This window comes from Winslowiella toletana (genome assembly GCF_032164335.1).
Classification (GTDB): Bacteria; Pseudomonadota; Gammaproteobacteria; order Enterobacterales; family Enterobacteriaceae; genus Erwinia; species Erwinia toletana_A.
Genome location: NZ_CP134152.1, coordinates 1,862,143 through 1,878,779, shown reverse-complemented (window position 1 = coordinate 1,878,779; position 16,637 = coordinate 1,862,143). Strand labels below are relative to the sequence as shown.

Genomic DNA, 16,637 nt, shown 5'->3' with positions numbered 1-16,637 from the left:
TATCTTTCCTTGACGTTTACAGTTGATAGTAAATATTAAAATTAGCGGTAAACTTATCGGTATTAAAAGCATCTGGAGAGATCAGTGGCCTGGATAATGAAATATCATAACCCAATGACTTGAAGCTGCCTTTTAAACCGGTGGTTGCGCCCAGCAACTGTTTATTATTATAGCTATCCTGCGAATTATGATCATTGAAAATAGCGCCATAATCGGTACCGACGTACCATTCAAGATTGCTCAGCCCTGTAATAAAATTAACGGTGTTCTGCGCATAAAATCCGCTATCGCCATAAAGCCCGGCGCTGTTCTCAAATCCGCGCACGTTCCAGCGGTTACCTATTGTAAACTGATCCTGTAACGTCAAAGCATCAGGAGAATACTGCCCGCCCATTCGGAGTTCGTAATAACTCTCGACCAACGGCAAATTCAATAATTTTGTGTAGTTCACGTCCAGGTTAAACAGGTTACTTTGTCGACTGACGTCACCTGAGTCCATGTCCGGCGTGTACTCAGCGCCAAGCCAGGGTAAAAATCGCTGATACGAAAGCGTCGTATCCAGCAGCGCACCTGGCATATTCTTCTTAAAATTAACACCAAAGCGCACGTTGTTCATATCACGTTTTTGTAGCGCTAACTCAACGTCTTCTAATTTATAATTGACCTTTCTGCGCAATAACTCTGCACTGAGAGTGACCTTCTTGTCCATGTCACGATAAACGGTTCTGGCTGCCTTCAGGCTTAAATACTCACTGTTACCGTTGTAGTTGAAGGCGTAAGGGTCAATATTAATGACCTGTCGGGATTTACTGTTACTGTAGAACAGCTCGTAATCCCAGTAACCATAAGGTATCGAGTAATAAGCACTGACGCTGTTGTAACGACCGCTTTCATGTTCGGCATTGGTGGTACCAGACAGGTAAAATACGTCGTTCATTTTGGTCAGGTTATAGAGATAACCTGCACCACCCATTAAATTTCGACCGGTACCTTTATCACCCCAGTTGTTAACCCAGGCGCGTGCATTCCAGTTTTTAGTGCGACCGGTATTAATCAGCACATTGCTGTAGCCGCCCTGACTGCCCGGTTCGATATTTATTTTTACGTTAAGGCCAGGCACTTTCTGCAGCACTTCCAGCCCCTGTTCGATATCCCTGACGTTCAGAATCTCGCCGGATTTAAACGGTAAAATCCAGTCGCGAACATCGTTACCCTCAATGATGACGCTTTCAATTCGGCCAGGAACAATATCGAGGATTAATTTCTTCGTCGATAAATCCTGACTGGGTACGTCGATTCGCGTGGTGACATAACCAGAATTAATGAAGTAATCCTGCAATTCAGTCGCCAGTTTGCCAACACCCACCGAACCCAGACAACGCCCGGCCACATCCGCTTTAATTTTTTTAATACTGGCGTCATGCAGAAAATCATTGTTTAAAATCAGTTCATCGATCTCAATACAATGTTCCTCTATCGGAAAATCAATGTTATTGATCTTAAAACTCTCTACTTTTGACCAGACATCCTTTTTAACAACCCTGTTTTCCTGACGCGTGCTGCGGTCAATGTCCTGCTGCGCTTTAATCAGCCGGTTTAAATCAACGTCAGCAACAGATTGCTCGCTAAAACCCAGAGCAACAAAAATCAATAACGGTTTTATTGTGCTTTTCATAACGCCTTTGCCAGGATAAAAGCAGCAGCATAGCTGCTGCTTTATTATCCTATTTAATTACAGTCCAACTACTTTACCGTTACCAGTAACGGTATTTGCAATCAGTTCCAGTCCCTGGCGACCGCCAAGCACGGCTGAACTGCCAGTGTTGTTAACAGTTTTACCCGTAACACTTGCGGTACCTTCGGTGAACATATTACCGGAGTTATACACCGTGCCAGTGGAGTTAACGGTTAACTTATTTTCACCAACCATATCGTTGTAGTTGTAAATCGCGGTTTTTCCGTAAACATTGGTTTCTTTATCTGAGTAGATAGTATTACGGTTATACAACGTTCCTTCTGAATTAACGGTCACTTTTTCTTTACCGGTAATCCAGCCGTAGTTGGTAAAGTTGCTGCCGACATTCAGCGTCAGTGCGCCATCGGCTGCAATAATACCGGTAGCATTATTATCGATCATATTGCCGCTGCTGTATAAAGACAGAGTACGGGTATCAATCGACAGGTCACCTGTTGAGTAGACGGTTGAGTAGTTGCTGCTCATGGTTCCAGCCTTAATGCTTGACTCGCCAGCACCGACCAGCATGCTACGGTCATTATATAAAGCATTGGTAATAGCCAGAGTTAACGGTGCAGATTGGGCAATAATACGGCTGTTATTATTATTCAGCTCTTTTGCAGTAATCTCTACGCCGCCGTTACCAATCATGCCACCCTGCTGTTCAGGCATACCGAAGTACAGACCATACCAGGTCGCGAAACCTTTGCTATCCTGGTTGGTAACCGTAGCGCCAGCATTAACGGTCAGTTTCTTTTTAGCAACGATCAGCGCGGTATTGTTATCGACATTATTAACCGCATTAAGATTAATATTTTGTCCTAACACCAGGCCAGCGGTGTTGTTAATGCGACGAGCCTGAATATTCACATCACCATCTTCAGAAGAGATGGTACCGATACGGTTAGTAACGTCACCGCTTAAATCGATGTTGATACCGGTCTTGCCAACAATGCTCGACTCATTGTTGTTCAGCGAGGCTGCTTTGATAGAAACATTCTTCACAGTCGCGACTTTGCCATTGGCGTTATTTACGCTGGAGGTCGCCAGTAATCCGATATCGCCAGAAGAGGCTATCTGTCCATTACTGTTGTTCAGATTTGCTACGGAAATTTCGATACCACCTTCACCGGCAACAAGCCCCAGCGAGTCGGCACTTGATGCATCAGCAGTTTTGGTACGATTGTTTGTCAGAGTACTTTTCGAAGCATCAATTTTCAGATATCCCGCTGCGGCGCGGATCAGTCCACCGGTATTATTAATTGCACCGGTGCTGGACATATCAATGTTACCTGCAGACTCGATAATGCCGCTGGTGTTGTTAACGCTGGTTGACTTAGAACCAACATAATAGCCCTTAATCTGACCATTACTGTTGTTCAGCGTACCGGTTTCCAGTGCCACGATTGCCGCTTCCATACCGACGGTGGTTCCCTTGCCGTAGTTAGTCAGCGTATTATTATTGGTATTAAGCGCCAGAGTGTTGCCGGCAGCCACCTTACCGTTGGTGTTGTTAAATGCTCCGCTACTGATATAGACATTGGCGCCGGACATAATGTTACCCGCACGGCTATTGTTGATAGCGTTTTTATTGGTATCAATAGAAACGGTCTGATCGCTGACAATCTTACCGGTGATATTATCAATCGCACCATTCGTTTTCACGCCAATAGCACCGGTAGATTTAATCTGCGCAGCGTTATTAATCAGACGGCCCTTAGTATCGATCTGAATGCCACCGGTACCGGCAGCCAGCACGCCGACGTTACGCACGCCGATACCGCTTTCAGTACTGATCAAATTGATTTTATTTGCGTACATGCCACCCAGTTTGGCAACATCAACCGCATAAGTATTTCTGGAACCAGTGGCGGAAACGGTGCCGGTTACCTGATTATCCATATCGACATAATTATTGCCGGCAATCAGAGAGAGCTCTTCGCCAGAAACATTGATGTCGCCATTAACCACAATCGAACGCGCCAGAATCGCGGTTGGTGAATCGCTGGTTAAGCCATTGGTTGTAATAATGCCACCGTTAACTGAATATCCTTTCAGCTCACCATTATCCAGATCCGGTTTACCGGTGGTGACAGTCACTCTATCCGTGTTGATAAAGCCGCAGCTTTCACAGGTAATACCGTTTGGGTTGGCGATAATCAGGTGCGCTTTATCACCGGCCACTTCCATCATGCCACTCAGGGTACTTTTATTTCGCGAGGTCACTTCGTTCAGGATAACTTTGGCGGTTCCTGAAGCTAAGTTGCTGTTACCCGCAATCTGGCCAGCGAGGGTAGTATTAGCTCCATTCTGGCTGTTGTTGAAGATTAAGCCTTCTTTACCGACATTTAGCTTGTCATAAATGTTATGTGAAATACCATTGGCATTAGCTTCATTGATATTAACTACCGGCACACCGTTTGCCATGGTGGTGCTGCCATTTGTCATGCTGAGATCGGCAGCATTGACGACCACTGGCAGTGCCAGCAGAATCGATACCGCTAACGGATTAAATTTCATTAAGCCATGCTTACTTTTCATTTTTTACCTACTTTATAAGTTAGTGTTTACTTTTTAACGCTAAAATAGTGATTTCCAGTCGAAAAATTAGAAAAACTTATATTTAAGTATCTAATTTTTCAACATAATCACTAATTTCAAATTGATATTAAAACGCCAGCATGCCCGGCAAGCGTCAGGGCATCAAAGCTGAAGTGCGGTTAAGCGCGCTTCAAATTGTAGAAACTATTTTTGACTTCAATCTGGCCTGCCATGATAAACCCTCATTATCGGGCTATAGCTTTATGCCTATCGACATTTCATTTAAATAAGGTTTTACACAGCCAGCAAGCACGTCAGAAATCCATGATGGATATATTCACAGAAGTTTCTTACAGCCAGCTAAACACTGCGACTGAAATAAGTTTTTTTAAGATTACTGCCGGGTAAATTAGGAATTTTGCTTAAATTTATCGACTCCATGTCGTTGTATCATCCTTGCACAGTCAGTGGACAGAAGATGTGTTGAGATTTCTTTTTGTTTGTTTTGTTGTGCTGTTTTCAATATTACTTTTCATGTTTTCCGTTCCAATGTCAAGTAATTGGTAACTGCAAATGACAAATAATTTCCATGAGAAAAATCTCTTCTCCTCGTTCCACAGGAAATACTGGCCATCGTTGACATCCTGAGACTAAGAATAGGTTTAGTTATCGCAATCAGACAATTGCTAACCTACATCAGACTATACTTGTAATGCTAAGAGTAAATCTAAAAAACATCCTCCTTCAAATTTCTCTAATTGGAGTCAGCTGGCATTTTATTTCAATTGTTTATCGGCGTTATATCAGGCGCTGGCAAATAGAGTAGTAATAAAATTGGCTCTTAGTAGCTACGTAATCTAGATTTATATCATCCGGTAATAAAGTCAGTGAGGATCGGTTCACTACCTTGCCCAGTGCTTTATATATTCCTGGTAGCCATTTCCGGCGATGAATGCGGTTACAGAAGGCAGAAAAGGAGAGATTACTTGCAGAGAATACAGATTTCACGGCCGACTCAACGTTTATCCTACCGTGTCAGGGATTTGCAACCTGCACTTCATCTGTACGTGAGCCGTATGCACTCCTCCAACATAAGTACATCTGCTCATGTCATGCCAAAGATTTGCATGCTGCAATCGACAGAACGGAAATCGAAACGCAACATCCTGATTCAGGCCAGTCAGAATAATTTGAACTATTTCGTCCGGCATCAATCTTATCTGCGATGCGCTTAGTGATCAGATCAGAAAGACCCTGGTCCACCTCTTGGTATCGCCTTAACACGGGCGTCTGGCTTGTAACATTGTAAATGTTAATTAAACTGCTTACCTATTAACAAATTTGAAACATAAATTTACAAAATCTCCGCCTGAATTCGCTTTATAGCTCATTTTTGACTTTTTGTGCTGTTTTTTTTTAACCAATTCAATGAAAATATAGGAATTATTCTTATATCAGCAGGAAATAATCTTATCTAATTATACAAATGTAGTTCTTTTCAATGCCATATCCGATTGAATATGATCAATTTTTTACCCTCCCCATGTACATAATCTTTAAGAATTTTCCCCCTGGGAAAAAATCATTAATATCATATCCACATCTTGTCACATTATTTATTGATTTGTATTATGCGTCTCAATGGAAATTTGACAGGGTATGTTGATTCTAATGCAAAGTGAAAAAATCGAAATTGACGGGGATCATTTCAATCCCGAAACGAGCGGCGAACCGTCAATAGAAAACAATAACTATTCAGATAAAAAATATTCTATATGGCCGGATAACAATCTCTATCTGCGCGTTGGGATTTACTCAAAACTAATTGAAAAGCATTACAATCATCTGAATAGCAATTTAATCTTTGTTGATTTTTCACACTACAACATCAAACTTTTCACAGATTCGCAGTGGATTGAAAAGTTAGCCACAACCGGCACCGGTTTAATCTTATTATCTGATTATAAGATGGATAACTTTGCTTCTTACTGGTGGAAGAAAAATCATAGCATTGCAACAGTCATCTATTCCAGCGACAGCAAATACACGATCAGAAGAAAAATAAAAGATGTATTCATTGGGCGCTGGCGCAGAGATATCAAGTCTCGCAGCCTGACTTCTCTTGAAGCCGATGTGCTAACTCTGCTAATAAAAGAGCACTCGGTAAAAGATATTGCAGAGCGCCTTGGTCTGGATAAAAAGAAGTTATACAACACTAAGTATTCTTTACAAAGAAAATTGAGCGGGGAGATAAACAAACTTTTTCTATCTTGTAGCGTTATTTGAAGTGTAAGTCGAAGTAAAATCATTGAAAAGATTCCTACTATGGAATGTATCTATATTTTAATTAAGGATTAAATAATGAAAAAATTAGTATTAGCTGCTTCTGTTGCAACCGCTCTGTTATCTGCCAACGCCATGGCTGACGTTACTGCCAGCGCAACTGCAAGCTGGGATGCAAGTGCAACTAAAGACACCAACAGCATTCTGGTGGTCACTCCGCTGAAATCCCTGACTTTCCAGTATGCTCAGGGCCTGCAGGCGTTTAACACTCAGAAAGGTGCTTTTGATGTCACTATCGAAGGTCAGTCAGGTGCAACTGATTTTGAACTGACTTCTCAGATTGTCTCTAACACCCTTGCACGCACTTCCGATGCTTCTACCCTGGATGTTGGTGTAGCATGGAACGGTGAAAAACTGAGCAAAACCGCTCCGGTTACTCTGATTGATACCTCTGAAGGTGTTTCTTCAGGTCTGGATGCACTGGCAGTTGCCTCCGCATATGCCGGTTCTGAGCGCGTAAGCACCCAGGGTAATTTTGACTTCTCTATCGAATCTGCTTCAAACGGCACTCAGACCACTGCATTCAGCGAGCTGGCTGACGGTTACTGGAGTGGCGATGTGAAAGTTCAGTTCACTGCCGTCTGGACCGTACCCGCTGCTACTGAGTAATACCGTTTTAATTCAGTAAATTAAAAAAAGGGGGCTTCTGGCCTCCTTTTAAGGATTCCCCGTGAAAAAAAAATACTCCATTAGTCTGGCTCTTACCGCCATGATGTCCTTTTCAGCCGAGGCAATTAATGTCGGAGAGATCACGTCAATGATGTCTGCCGATAGCAGTATTCTGGCTAAAGAGGTCTCAAATACCACCGATACCGCACGCTATGTCAGTCTCAGTGTGGAACGTATTTCCTCCCCAATGGCTGGGGGTGTCGTTATTCCGATGGAGAGCAAGTCAGAATTACTCTCTACTCCGGCCAGTCTGATTATGCCGGCTGACGCCAGTGAGAACTTCAGGTTTATTTATAAAGGGCCAGAAGATGATAAAGAACGCTATTACCGTCTCTCCTGGACTGACGAACCGGTGACTGAACAGGACGCCAGTAAAAGTGCCAAACTTGGTCAGGCCACAACCTCGGCAATTATTAGTACCATTCTGGTAGTCGCTCCTCGCAAGGAACGCTTCGACTTTGTCAGCAAGGATGGAAAGATAACCAATACCGGCAACTCTTCTTTTCGTGTGATTTCCTATGGACCGTGCCGTGATGCCAGCAGAGATATCGGTAAAGGCTGTCGTGAAAGATATTACTTAATGCCAGGAATAAGCACAAAGATTCAGTATACCGATCTTACTAATAAAAAAACCCGCATTGGCATCTGGCATGACGGGAAGTATATAAACGTAGAATAGAGATTCTTTTATGGATAAGTTAGATCAGGCAAAGGGAACGCTTTTCATTGGAATACTGCTTACTGCCAGCACTGCATATTCAGCTAACATTAATGCGCCAGTACGGATAAATAATTATGTTATTCCGGCAGTGTTCGCTAATGCACTTAATCAGGGTATGACCGTGCCGGTATTTATTCGGTATGAAGAGGAGCAAGGCACTCAGCGAAGCAATCAAAAAATTGCGGACGCGATAATTTCCATCAAAGATGGTGCTTTTCAAATTAATCAAATCACGCTGAATGAACTACCCAACCGCACTGAGCTAGCGCAAAACCTCAAATCAGGGCTTGCTGAGCTAAAAAATCGAAGCCTCGGTGAAAGCAATATCATCCATATCAGTAAAGATGCATCAATATCTCTTGATACCCGAACATTTTATCTGGAGATGACGGTAAACAAGGAAGCAATGGCCGCTGCGGTACTTCCACGTACTAACATTCTCGGCGAATCTTCAGCAGAAAATGTTTCAAATATACTGAATTATTCAGTCGGTAGCTATTACAGCAAATTCAACAATTCTGATAATGCCAGCAGCTATATTACCCTGGATAACACCACTTCCCTGCGCGAACATCATTTCAATCTAAACGGCAGTATTTATGGTATCGGCTCTACCGGGGGTACCAGCGGTCAGCTGTATCGCAGCATGTATGAACGCGATTTTCAGGGTCGTCGCCTGGCGATGGGCATGGTCGACACCTGGAACTTACAGTCGATTGCCAGCATGAGTGCGCTCAACTCGAGCCGTATCTATGGCGTCAGCTACGGTAATAAAAGCAGCACGCAAATTGAAGACAATACGCTTTCTCTGATCCCGATAACGGTGTTTTTACCCGCAGCCGGCGAAGTCCGTATTTATCGCGAAGAGCGGTTGCTTAGCATCCAAAACTTCTCGATGGGAAGTTATGAGGTGGATACGTCCCGCCTGCCCTTCGGTGTTTATAACGTCAATGTTGAAGTGGTGGTGAACGGCAGAATCGTCAGTTCCCGCACCGCACAAATCAATAAATCCTTTGCGCGTAGTTCCAGCGTAACCGGCGATTTATCATGGCAATTCTTTGGCGGTATGCTCCAGTATTCACGAATGGATTATCGCGATCGCAAAAACATCAATTATGGCGACAAAGATACCTGGATCTCCGGTGTGGCAGCATCGCTCAGTCAGCCATGGCTATCCGGGGTTAATTTTAAGTCCACGCTGTATGGTTTTGATCGTAATTTGGTGAACGAGAGCGAAGTTAACGTTGCCTTTAATGAGTTAGTGACCGCCAACCAACAGACGCTGCTGGCCAATGATTCCAGCTGGCAAAGTATCAGTACGCTTAATCTGAGCATACCGAATGGCTATGGCTCAGTATGGACCTCACGCGAATTCAGTTCGATTGGCGATCGTTTGCCGATGCAAAAAGGAGATTATTTCTCTGTCGGTGTTACTGCCAATTTAAGCAAATTCACACAGTATCTGGGGTCACTTACCGTTAGTAGAACAGACAATAAGTATAACGGTAACAAATACACCAATGCGGATTATAGCCAGTCATTGTTAGCTAACCGCTATGCTTCGATTTCAATGCGCGCCGGTATCCAGCGTTACTATTATGATAACCGCGATGGCGTTAGTGATAAATACATCAACCTCGATATCTCGCTGCCGCTTTCCACCTGGTTTAGTGCCGGCGTCTCCAGCGAAAATGGCAATATGCTGGCCAATGCTACGCTGCGTAAAAACTTTGATAACAGCCCGATTACTCAGGCAGGCGCCTCACTGTCGAAGCGTATAAAAAGTAGTAATAATGATAACAGTTATCGCTCTGACGATTTCTCTGCCAATGGCTACCTCTCGTATGACACCAAATACAATGCCGGTACGCTGTCAGCCACTCAAACCTCGAATAACAGCAGTAACTTCAGCCTTAGCTCACAGGGTAGCGTGGCCTGGACCAAAGACAATGTCGCCCTCGGTAAGGGCACCCAGACCTCTGGAGTGATGGTTAACACCAACTTCAGCGAAGCAGGAAAAATGATTGCACAGATCAATGGCCGCGCATATCCCCTGAGCGGTAAGAAAAACTTTATCAGCCTGCCTCCTTATGCTCAGTACAAGGTTGAGTTGATGAATGACAAAAAATCTGAGGACAGCGTCGATATCGTTAGCGGACGGACTAATAACGTCGTGCTCTACCCTGGGAACGTCAGCGTGCTTAATCCTGAGATTAAACAGTTAGTCACCGTATTTGGTCGGGTTAAAAATCCTGCCGGGGGAGTTTACGCTTTCACTGATATTCATAACCACATTGGTAAAAGTAAGACCGATGAACGCGGTGAATTTGCGATGGATGTTGATAAGCGTTATCCGGTGATCACGCTGATTGACAATAAAGGTGGCACTTGTGAAGCCGATCTCGATCTGCGCGAAGCGCGTGGTGCGGTCTGGGTGGGTGATATTCAGTGTCAGGTATTGCAGCAAACTGCATCGCTTACAGAGGAAAAGCAAAATAATGTCTATTAATCTTAAATCGCTACTGCTGACCTCAGCGTGTATGTTGATGGCACCGTCCGTACTGGCGGCCACCGCCGGCAACGCTGGCAGCGGTGCAAATAGTTACCTGTTTATCGAAAATGCGGTCGATAATGAGTATTTTATTACTTCAAATACCCGTACTCCGCGTTTTAGCGGAGCTAACATCTGGACGCGATATAACAATGGCCAGGAAGCACTGGGATATATGGGGTGGGCTCTGGCGGCCAGTAATCGCTATGTGGATTTCTGGATAACAGACTCGCCGATTGCAACGCCCTTCGTCGGTCTCCGCTGTCGCCAGGATGGCGGTAACTGCCCGTCGGTTGGTCATATTCCGGCGACCTATCTCGACAGTCAGGGCTTATATCATACGATGAACGGTAATAGCATTAATAATGGTAACTCCAGCTATGGCACGTTCAGCCCCTCCTCCTTCGAATATTTTCGTCAGCTTCCGGTTGGCAGTACCAATGCCTTTGAGCTGAATTTCTGCTATACCACCACCAATTACGATTATGAGTCTGGGGTACGCTGTAAAGATATCACTACCGGCGGTGCAACCTGGCGATACTACACGCAAACGGTAACCAAAGTCGGCCATCTTAATTTGCTGAGCACCGGTTCAATGTCTGAAATTATGGTTGCCAGTGATGGCAGCGCCAGCGTCACCGGCAGTGGCGACTTGTGCAACGTTGGCGTGGTTGGAAACGTTAACGGTGTCATCTGCAAAATGGTTTCCTATAACTATCAACAGACGCAGCAGGTCACCAACCAGCTGTTTATCAGCATGATTATCGATACCGCGACTTTGGGCTTTACCCCTGGCAACCGTGATATTCAGTTTAGCGGTGACAATGCCAACTGGAAGCTTTACAACGCAACTAATACAGTCTATTCCGATATTTTCACCACCGGAGGACAATATGTGTATGTTTTCCTGTCAAACACCTTTTTCCGCAACGTGCTGAATAGTGGCAATAATATTACCAATAACGATGCGTTATTTACCTTCGCATTTAATAACACCGCCTATCCAACCTCCGGCTACTACCAGTTTACCGCATCCAATCAGGTGAACATCACGCCAAGAGAATATGGCATTAGTATTATATCGAGTGACGGCAGCAGCAAGCCGAAAAACGCGGGCAATATTGGTAGCGCCCAACCGGTGGAGTTTGAATATAAAGTCACGACCTCGGCCGTGCGTCAGGCAGACAGTATTACCGCCCAGGTGACCGGTGACAGCACCACGATCAATGGAATACCTTACTGCCTGTTTACCTCGACAGACGGCACATATAGCGTGCCCATTCCGGCCTATTTATCCTATACCGCGCAATCCGGCTCCACCGTCACCGAGCGCAACAGCTGTGCAGAGGCGCCGATTGATATGACCGCCGCTAACTGGGTACAGACTGCCTGGGATGCCGCAGTTAATGATGGCTTCTTTTACACCACCACATTGAAATTGCTGTTTCCAATGAATGACTCCCGCTCACGACTGACAGTAGCCGGTGATGACTGGATGGGTACCGTAAGCGCCAGTGGTGAGGTCAAAGTAACGGCAACCTGGGTGGGAGTGGATAAATAAATCTGACTGATACCGCCCCACGTCGGGGCGGTTTTTTAAAGGCTGGAAAAATGTTGCTTCAGTACTTATGAGAAAGCATATGGAAGGTAATATCATTCCCCATTTTTTTCTTTAATGCTGACTTATGAACATAAACGCTCTTCAGACTGCAGTTAAGCTTTGTCGCAATCTCGTGGGTATTTCTGCCAAGAGATATCATGCTTAGTACGTGCATCTCACGCGCAGTGGCGGCTGGTGCTTTAACGCGTATACAGCTTCTTCCACAAAGTATTTTTTTCAACTCTTCGGTAAAACCTGCGATCCCATCGTCCGTTCTGATGATGGCTTTTATGCTACTGGACTGTTTAAGCCAGTAGTTAGCAATTGCGATCATTCTTCTGTCAGAAATGAGTACAATACTCATGTCCGTTTTACTGAGGAACTTCAACCACTCATCATTGATAAGTAGTGCGACATTCCTGAATGAAAAGTCGATAACAATCACCCCTTCAGAGAGGTAACAGGGGCAACGCTTAAAAATCAGTTCATTTAATGCCAGTCTGAAGTAGTGATTATCTTCAGGCCAGACGAAGAGTTTTTTATCCGTGCAAAAATCTATCTTCATGTTTTCATCGTAACTAATACGACAACCGAGCCCGCATCCCATGCAACTCAACGTTTTTTTTATAGTGTGTGTCACCAGGCATCACCCCTTAGCTGAGTTTCACCGCGAATATCTTTAAATAGGTTTTACCATACCCAGCATTAAAGATTTCACCTAAGAAAAATCTGCTTGTCGTCGGTTCTTTACCTTTTAAAACATTCATTAAAATGACTTACAATTCATCCAGGAATAAGCCATATTTTATTGCATCAGGTCAAAGTTAGTGGCATCAGAATATGGTTATCTAAAAGGTATATTTATTTCTCAGCCCGTTAAATTCCTCATCTGTCACATAATAATAACTATTTTATAGCTGCTGCCGATCGGGGATGCCGGAGGTGCTCTGCCGCCACCAGGCTAAACTCTGCGCGGTTGGCCAGTTTCCTTACGCCACGACAGTTGGATCTCCCGGCATGACGATGCCATAATGAAATTTAATTGATGCTCTGATACGAGGAAAAGTTAACGCTATGAAACATATTGTTGAGGGTTTTTTAAACTTCCAGAAAGACATTTTCCCCGACCAGAAAGACCTGTTTCGCAGCCTGGCTTCCAGCCAAAATCCTAAAGCGTTATTCATTTCCTGTTCAGACAGCCGTCTGGTGCCGGAACTGGTCACTCAACAGGATCCGGGTCAGCTGTTTGTAATTCGCAACGCGGGTAACATCGTGCCATCTTTCGGTCCCGAGCCGGGTGGCGTATCGGCGACCATCGAATATGCCGTTGTGGCACTGGGCGTCACCGATATCGTTATTTGCGGTCACTCTAACTGCGGAGCGATGAAGGCGATTGCTACCTGCCAGTGCCTTGATTCTATGCCGGCAGTGGACCACTGGTTGCATTATGCTGATGCAGCGAAAGCCGTCGTTGAGAAGAAAAGCTATGCCAGTGAGATTGATAAAGTTAATGCGATGGTGCAGGAAAACGTCATTGCACAGCTGAACAATATCAAAACCCATCCGTCGGTAGCCGTCGGTTTACGTGACAAGACATTACGCCTGCATGGCTGGGTCTACGATATTGAAAGCGGCGTAATCCGTGCCCTGGATAAAACCAGCAAAGAGTTTGTTACTCTGTCCGATAATCCGGATGTTTGCTTCGAGTAATTTTTTTTGGGGCCGGGACGCCCCTGTAACTTCCACCAGCAGCAAATCAATGAGATGACTGCGACATCGCTGCACACCATCATTACCTGACTGAAGGTATCTATTCCCTCCATTTCGTCCCTTCCCTCGGCATACAGATCAACACGCTATCATCAACCGGACCAGTCTGTGACGCCTGGTGCACATTTCGCACATTACTGTGATGACAAAACCGAATTATCATGCATAATCGTGCAAAATCAGGATTAAACATGAATGGAGCCGTTATGCTTTCCAGCCAGAGAAAAAAGCTGATTCTCGAGCTTCTCGCCCGGGATAAGCAGGTATTATCAACCGAGCTCAGCCAGCGATTTTCGATATCCGAAGACTCAATCCGTCGCGACCTGAGAGAGTTAGCCGCTGAAGGACTATTACAACGTGTGCATGGCGGTGCCCTTCCGGTTTCAGCGGCAAACGCGCCGTTTGAAACCAGAAAAAGCGTGCAGATGGACTCAAAGCGGATTATTGCGCAGAAAGCCGTAAACCTGATTCAACCCGGTCAGGTCGTGATTATTGATGGCGGCACCACCACGGGTGAGATGATTAAACTGTTGCCTGGCGATCTTGCCTTCACCGCCGTTACTCACAGCCCAGCCATTGCCGTGGGACTGGCCGATTATCCGCTGGTAGAAGTCATTGTGATCGGCGGACAGCTGATGAAGCAATCTCTGGTGACGGTTGGCGCCTCGATGCTGGAAGGCATCAGGCGAATCAATGCCGATCTGTTTTTCATGGGGGTGACCGGTGTTCATCAAAGCGCAGGCTTCACCACCGGTAATTATGAAGAAGCCTGTGTAAAGCAGGCGTTATGCGCAAGAGCTGCCGAAACGATGGTGATGGCTTCACCGGAAAAGTTAAATTCGGCTTCTCCTTTTACCATCGGCGACTTAACGCTGGCCAGCACGCTGCTGATCAATGGCACGCTGGATAGCGAGATGAGCCAGCTAATGCAAAAAAGACAAATTACCGTTATTTAATCACTTAGTGAGGATGACCATGAATCCGTCCGAAGCCCGTTTTGAACTGATCGCTGTTCCGGCACCCAAAACCTTTCCCAACGTCAAAACCCCGGTGATTAGCGATGAGGTTATGACCCAGCGCCTGAAGAAAATTCTGAACGCGCTGCATCAGCATAAACTCGATGCTGTGATTATCTATGCCGATAAAGAACATGGTGGAAATTTTGAATACCTTGCTGGCTTTATTCCACGCTTTGAAGAGGCATTGTTGATTCTCACGGCTGACGGACAACTCAGTTATGTTATGGGGAATGAGAACCTCAAACTGGTGCCGCATGCGCGAAACAGCGGAAAGTGTCTTCATGCTCCGGCCTTCTCGCTGCCGAATCAGCCAATGGATAACGATGCGCCGCTGTCTGACGTGCTGGCTCAGGCGGGCCTGAAGAACGGAAATCAGATTGGCGTAGTTGGCTGGAAGCTATTTACCAGCAAGCTTAGTGATACTCAGTATCAGTTCGATGTGCCTGCTTTTATTCTTGAGGCAATTATTGAAACCGCTGGCGACCGGAAAAAGGTGGTCAATGCGACCTCACTGTTTATCTCTCCTGCTGATGGCGCGCGTCGATTGAATACCGCCAGCGAAATAGCCTTTTATGAGTTTGGTGCAAATCTGGCATCGACCAACGTGATGGCGGCGCTGGACCAGATTGAACCGGGTAAAACGGAGAAGCAGATAGGGCACTGGCTGTCTGCCGACGGGCAACCGGGCAACGTAGTGATGATTGCAGCAACCGGCGAACGTTTTGCCGATGCCTGTTTGTATCCCTCGGATAAGCAGATTCAGCGCGGGGATAAATTCTCGCTGACCGTTGGTTTTAAGGGCGGACTGACCAGCCGTGCTGCCTATGTCGTGGCGGATGAGAATGAACTGCCCCCAGCCGTGGCCGATTATCTTTCAGCGCTGGCCATTCCTTACTATCGTGCGGTAACAAGCTGGCTGGAAACCCTTCGTCCCGGCCTGACGGGCGGTGAACTTTATCAAACCATCGAAAACGTCATGCCCAAAGAGAAATGGCACTGGCATCTGAATCCCGGTCATCTGGTGGCAGATGAAGAGTGGCTCTGCTCACCGGTATCTGCGGATTCAGCGATCAAGCTGGAGAGCGGCATGATTTTTCAGATCGACATTATTCCTTCGTTGCCAGGTTATGGCGGCTGCAGTATTGAAGATACTGTCGCGCTGGCTGATGCCACCTTGAGAAAGGAGCTGCAAAGCCACTTTCCGGAAGTCTGGCAGCGCATGGAGACGCGCAAAGCCTATCTGCATGATGTGCTGAATATTACCGTGTCAGAGGACGTTATCCTGCTGTCTAATACCGTGGGATATCTGCGCCCTTTCCTGCTGGATAAGCACAGAGCGCTGGTTCGACAGCCATAATAACGCTGCCAGCTACCTCATTGGTGGCTGGCGAAAAATAGCGCCTTAACCACTCAAGCCTGACCACGTTAAAAGCTGAGATATCAATCTCATCCCCCTCTGATACCCCCCCCATCTGATCATCTATATATCAACGCGTTGTCACCTTTATCGGCTGTTTTAATGACAACCAATGGGCTGAACGTGCCGCAAAATTTTCACTTTCAGGTTGACTTAATATTTAGTGATCACTATAAATATAATTAAATAGCAATCACTACATATTATGAACCTCTGCGCTGTCGGACACGTCAGCAAGGAATGATTAACGCGGGGGCAGGCCGCCCTCTTG

At 45.5% G+C, this 16,637-nt stretch carries 11 protein-coding genes; 8 read left to right on the top strand and 3 right to left on the bottom strand.

Annotated features, from left to right (window positions below):
• Window positions 1-16: 16 nt before the first annotated feature.
• Complete coding sequence (locus RIN69_RS08830) at window positions 17-1,675, bottom strand: ShlB/FhaC/HecB family hemolysin secretion/activation protein (RefSeq protein WP_313856885.1); 1,659 nt, start codon at window positions 1,673-1,675, stop codon at window positions 17-19.
• Between the two features lie 57 nt (window positions 1,676-1,732).
• Window positions 1,733-4,276, bottom strand: coding sequence for a two-partner secretion domain-containing protein (locus RIN69_RS08825; RefSeq protein ID WP_313856884.1), 2,544 nt, complete (start codon window positions 4,274-4,276; stop codon window positions 1,733-1,735).
• Window positions 4,277-5,947: 1,671 nt separating this feature from the next.
• Between RIN69_RS08825 and RIN69_RS08820 the strand changes: the two genes are divergently transcribed.
• From RIN69_RS08820 to RIN69_RS08800, 5 genes are all read left to right on the top strand, one after another.
• Window positions 5,948-6,562, top strand: coding sequence for a helix-turn-helix transcriptional regulator (locus tag RIN69_RS08820; protein WP_313856882.1), 615 nt, complete (start codon window positions 5,948-5,950; stop codon window positions 6,560-6,562).
• 75 nt (window positions 6,563-6,637) lie between these two features.
• Window positions 6,638-7,228, top strand: a complete 591-nt coding sequence (gene ecpA / locus RIN69_RS08815) for a common pilus major fimbrillin subunit EcpA (RefSeq protein ID WP_313856881.1) — start codon at window positions 6,638-6,640, stop codon at window positions 7,226-7,228.
• Window positions 7,229-7,289: 61 nt separating this feature from the next.
• Window positions 7,290-7,967: an EcpB family pilus assembly chaperone gene (locus RIN69_RS08810; RefSeq protein WP_449361565.1), complete on the top strand. Its 678-nt coding sequence runs from the start codon at window positions 7,290-7,292 to the stop codon at window positions 7,965-7,967.
• A 10-nt stretch (window positions 7,968-7,977) separates the two neighbouring features.
• Window positions 7,978-10,518: a TcfC E-set like domain-containing protein gene (locus tag RIN69_RS08805; protein ID WP_313856880.1), complete on the top strand. Its 2,541-nt coding sequence runs from the start codon at window positions 7,978-7,980 to the stop codon at window positions 10,516-10,518.
• Window positions 10,508-12,121 (top strand): fimbrial protein, encoded by a 1,614-nt coding sequence (locus RIN69_RS08800; protein WP_313856878.1) that lies wholly within the window; start codon window positions 10,508-10,510, stop codon window positions 12,119-12,121. Before RIN69_RS08805 ends, RIN69_RS08800 begins: the two co-directional genes overlap by 11 nt.
• A gap of 58 nt (window positions 12,122-12,179) precedes the next feature.
• On the opposite strand, the gene RIN69_RS08795 is transcribed toward RIN69_RS08800, so the two are convergent.
• Window positions 12,180-12,725: a helix-turn-helix domain-containing protein gene (locus RIN69_RS08795; RefSeq protein ID WP_313856877.1), complete on the bottom strand. Its 546-nt coding sequence runs from the start codon at window positions 12,723-12,725 to the stop codon at window positions 12,180-12,182.
• A 509-nt stretch (window positions 12,726-13,234) separates the two neighbouring features.
• Here RIN69_RS08795 and RIN69_RS08790 point away from each other — a divergent pair.
• From RIN69_RS08790 to RIN69_RS08780, 3 genes are all read left to right on the top strand, one after another.
• The gene (locus tag RIN69_RS08790) at window positions 13,235-13,870 is read left to right on the top strand and encodes a carbonic anhydrase (RefSeq protein ID WP_313856876.1); all 636 of its coding nucleotides are present in this window, start codon (window positions 13,235-13,237) and stop codon (window positions 13,868-13,870) included.
• Between the two features lie 266 nt (window positions 13,871-14,136).
• A complete protein-coding gene (locus tag RIN69_RS08785) occupies window positions 14,137-14,886 on the top strand; it encodes a DeoR/GlpR family DNA-binding transcription regulator (protein ID WP_313857665.1) in 750 nt (249 codons plus the stop codon).
• 19 nt (window positions 14,887-14,905) lie between these two features.
• Window positions 14,906-16,306: a M24 family metallopeptidase gene (locus tag RIN69_RS08780; RefSeq protein WP_313856874.1), complete on the top strand. Its 1,401-nt coding sequence runs from the start codon at window positions 14,906-14,908 to the stop codon at window positions 16,304-16,306.
• Window positions 16,307-16,637 lie beyond the last annotated feature (331 nt).

Excerpts from the sequence above, each read along its gene's own strand:
- RIN69_RS08830 (WP_313856885.1), bottom strand. The coding sequence starts at position 1,675 with ATGAAAAGCACAATAAAACCGTTATTGATTTTTGTTGCTCTGGGTTTT.
- RIN69_RS08825 (WP_313856884.1), bottom strand. The coding sequence starts at position 4,276 with ATGAAAAGTAAGCATGGCTTAATGAAATTTAATCCGTTAGCGGTATCG.
- RIN69_RS08820 (WP_313856882.1), top strand. The coding sequence starts at position 5,948 with ATGCAAAGTGAAAAAATCGAAATTGACGGGGATCATTTCAATCCCGAA.
- ecpA (WP_313856881.1), top strand. The coding sequence starts at position 6,638 with ATGAAAAAATTAGTATTAGCTGCTTCTGTTGCAACCGCTCTGTTATCT.
- RIN69_RS08805 (WP_313856880.1), top strand. The coding sequence starts at position 7,978 with ATGGATAAGTTAGATCAGGCAAAGGGAACGCTTTTCATTGGAATACTG.
- RIN69_RS08800 (WP_313856878.1), top strand. The coding sequence starts at position 10,508 with ATGTCTATTAATCTTAAATCGCTACTGCTGACCTCAGCGTGTATGTTG.
- RIN69_RS08795 (WP_313856877.1), bottom strand. The coding sequence starts at position 12,725 with ATGAAGATAGATTTTTGCACGGATAAAAAACTCTTCGTCTGGCCTGAA.
- RIN69_RS08790 (WP_313856876.1), top strand. The coding sequence starts at position 13,235 with ATGAAACATATTGTTGAGGGTTTTTTAAACTTCCAGAAAGACATTTTC.
- RIN69_RS08785 (WP_313857665.1), top strand. The coding sequence starts at position 14,137 with ATGCTTTCCAGCCAGAGAAAAAAGCTGATTCTCGAGCTTCTCGCCCGG.
- RIN69_RS08780 (WP_313856874.1), top strand. The coding sequence starts at position 14,906 with ATGAATCCGTCCGAAGCCCGTTTTGAACTGATCGCTGTTCCGGCACCC.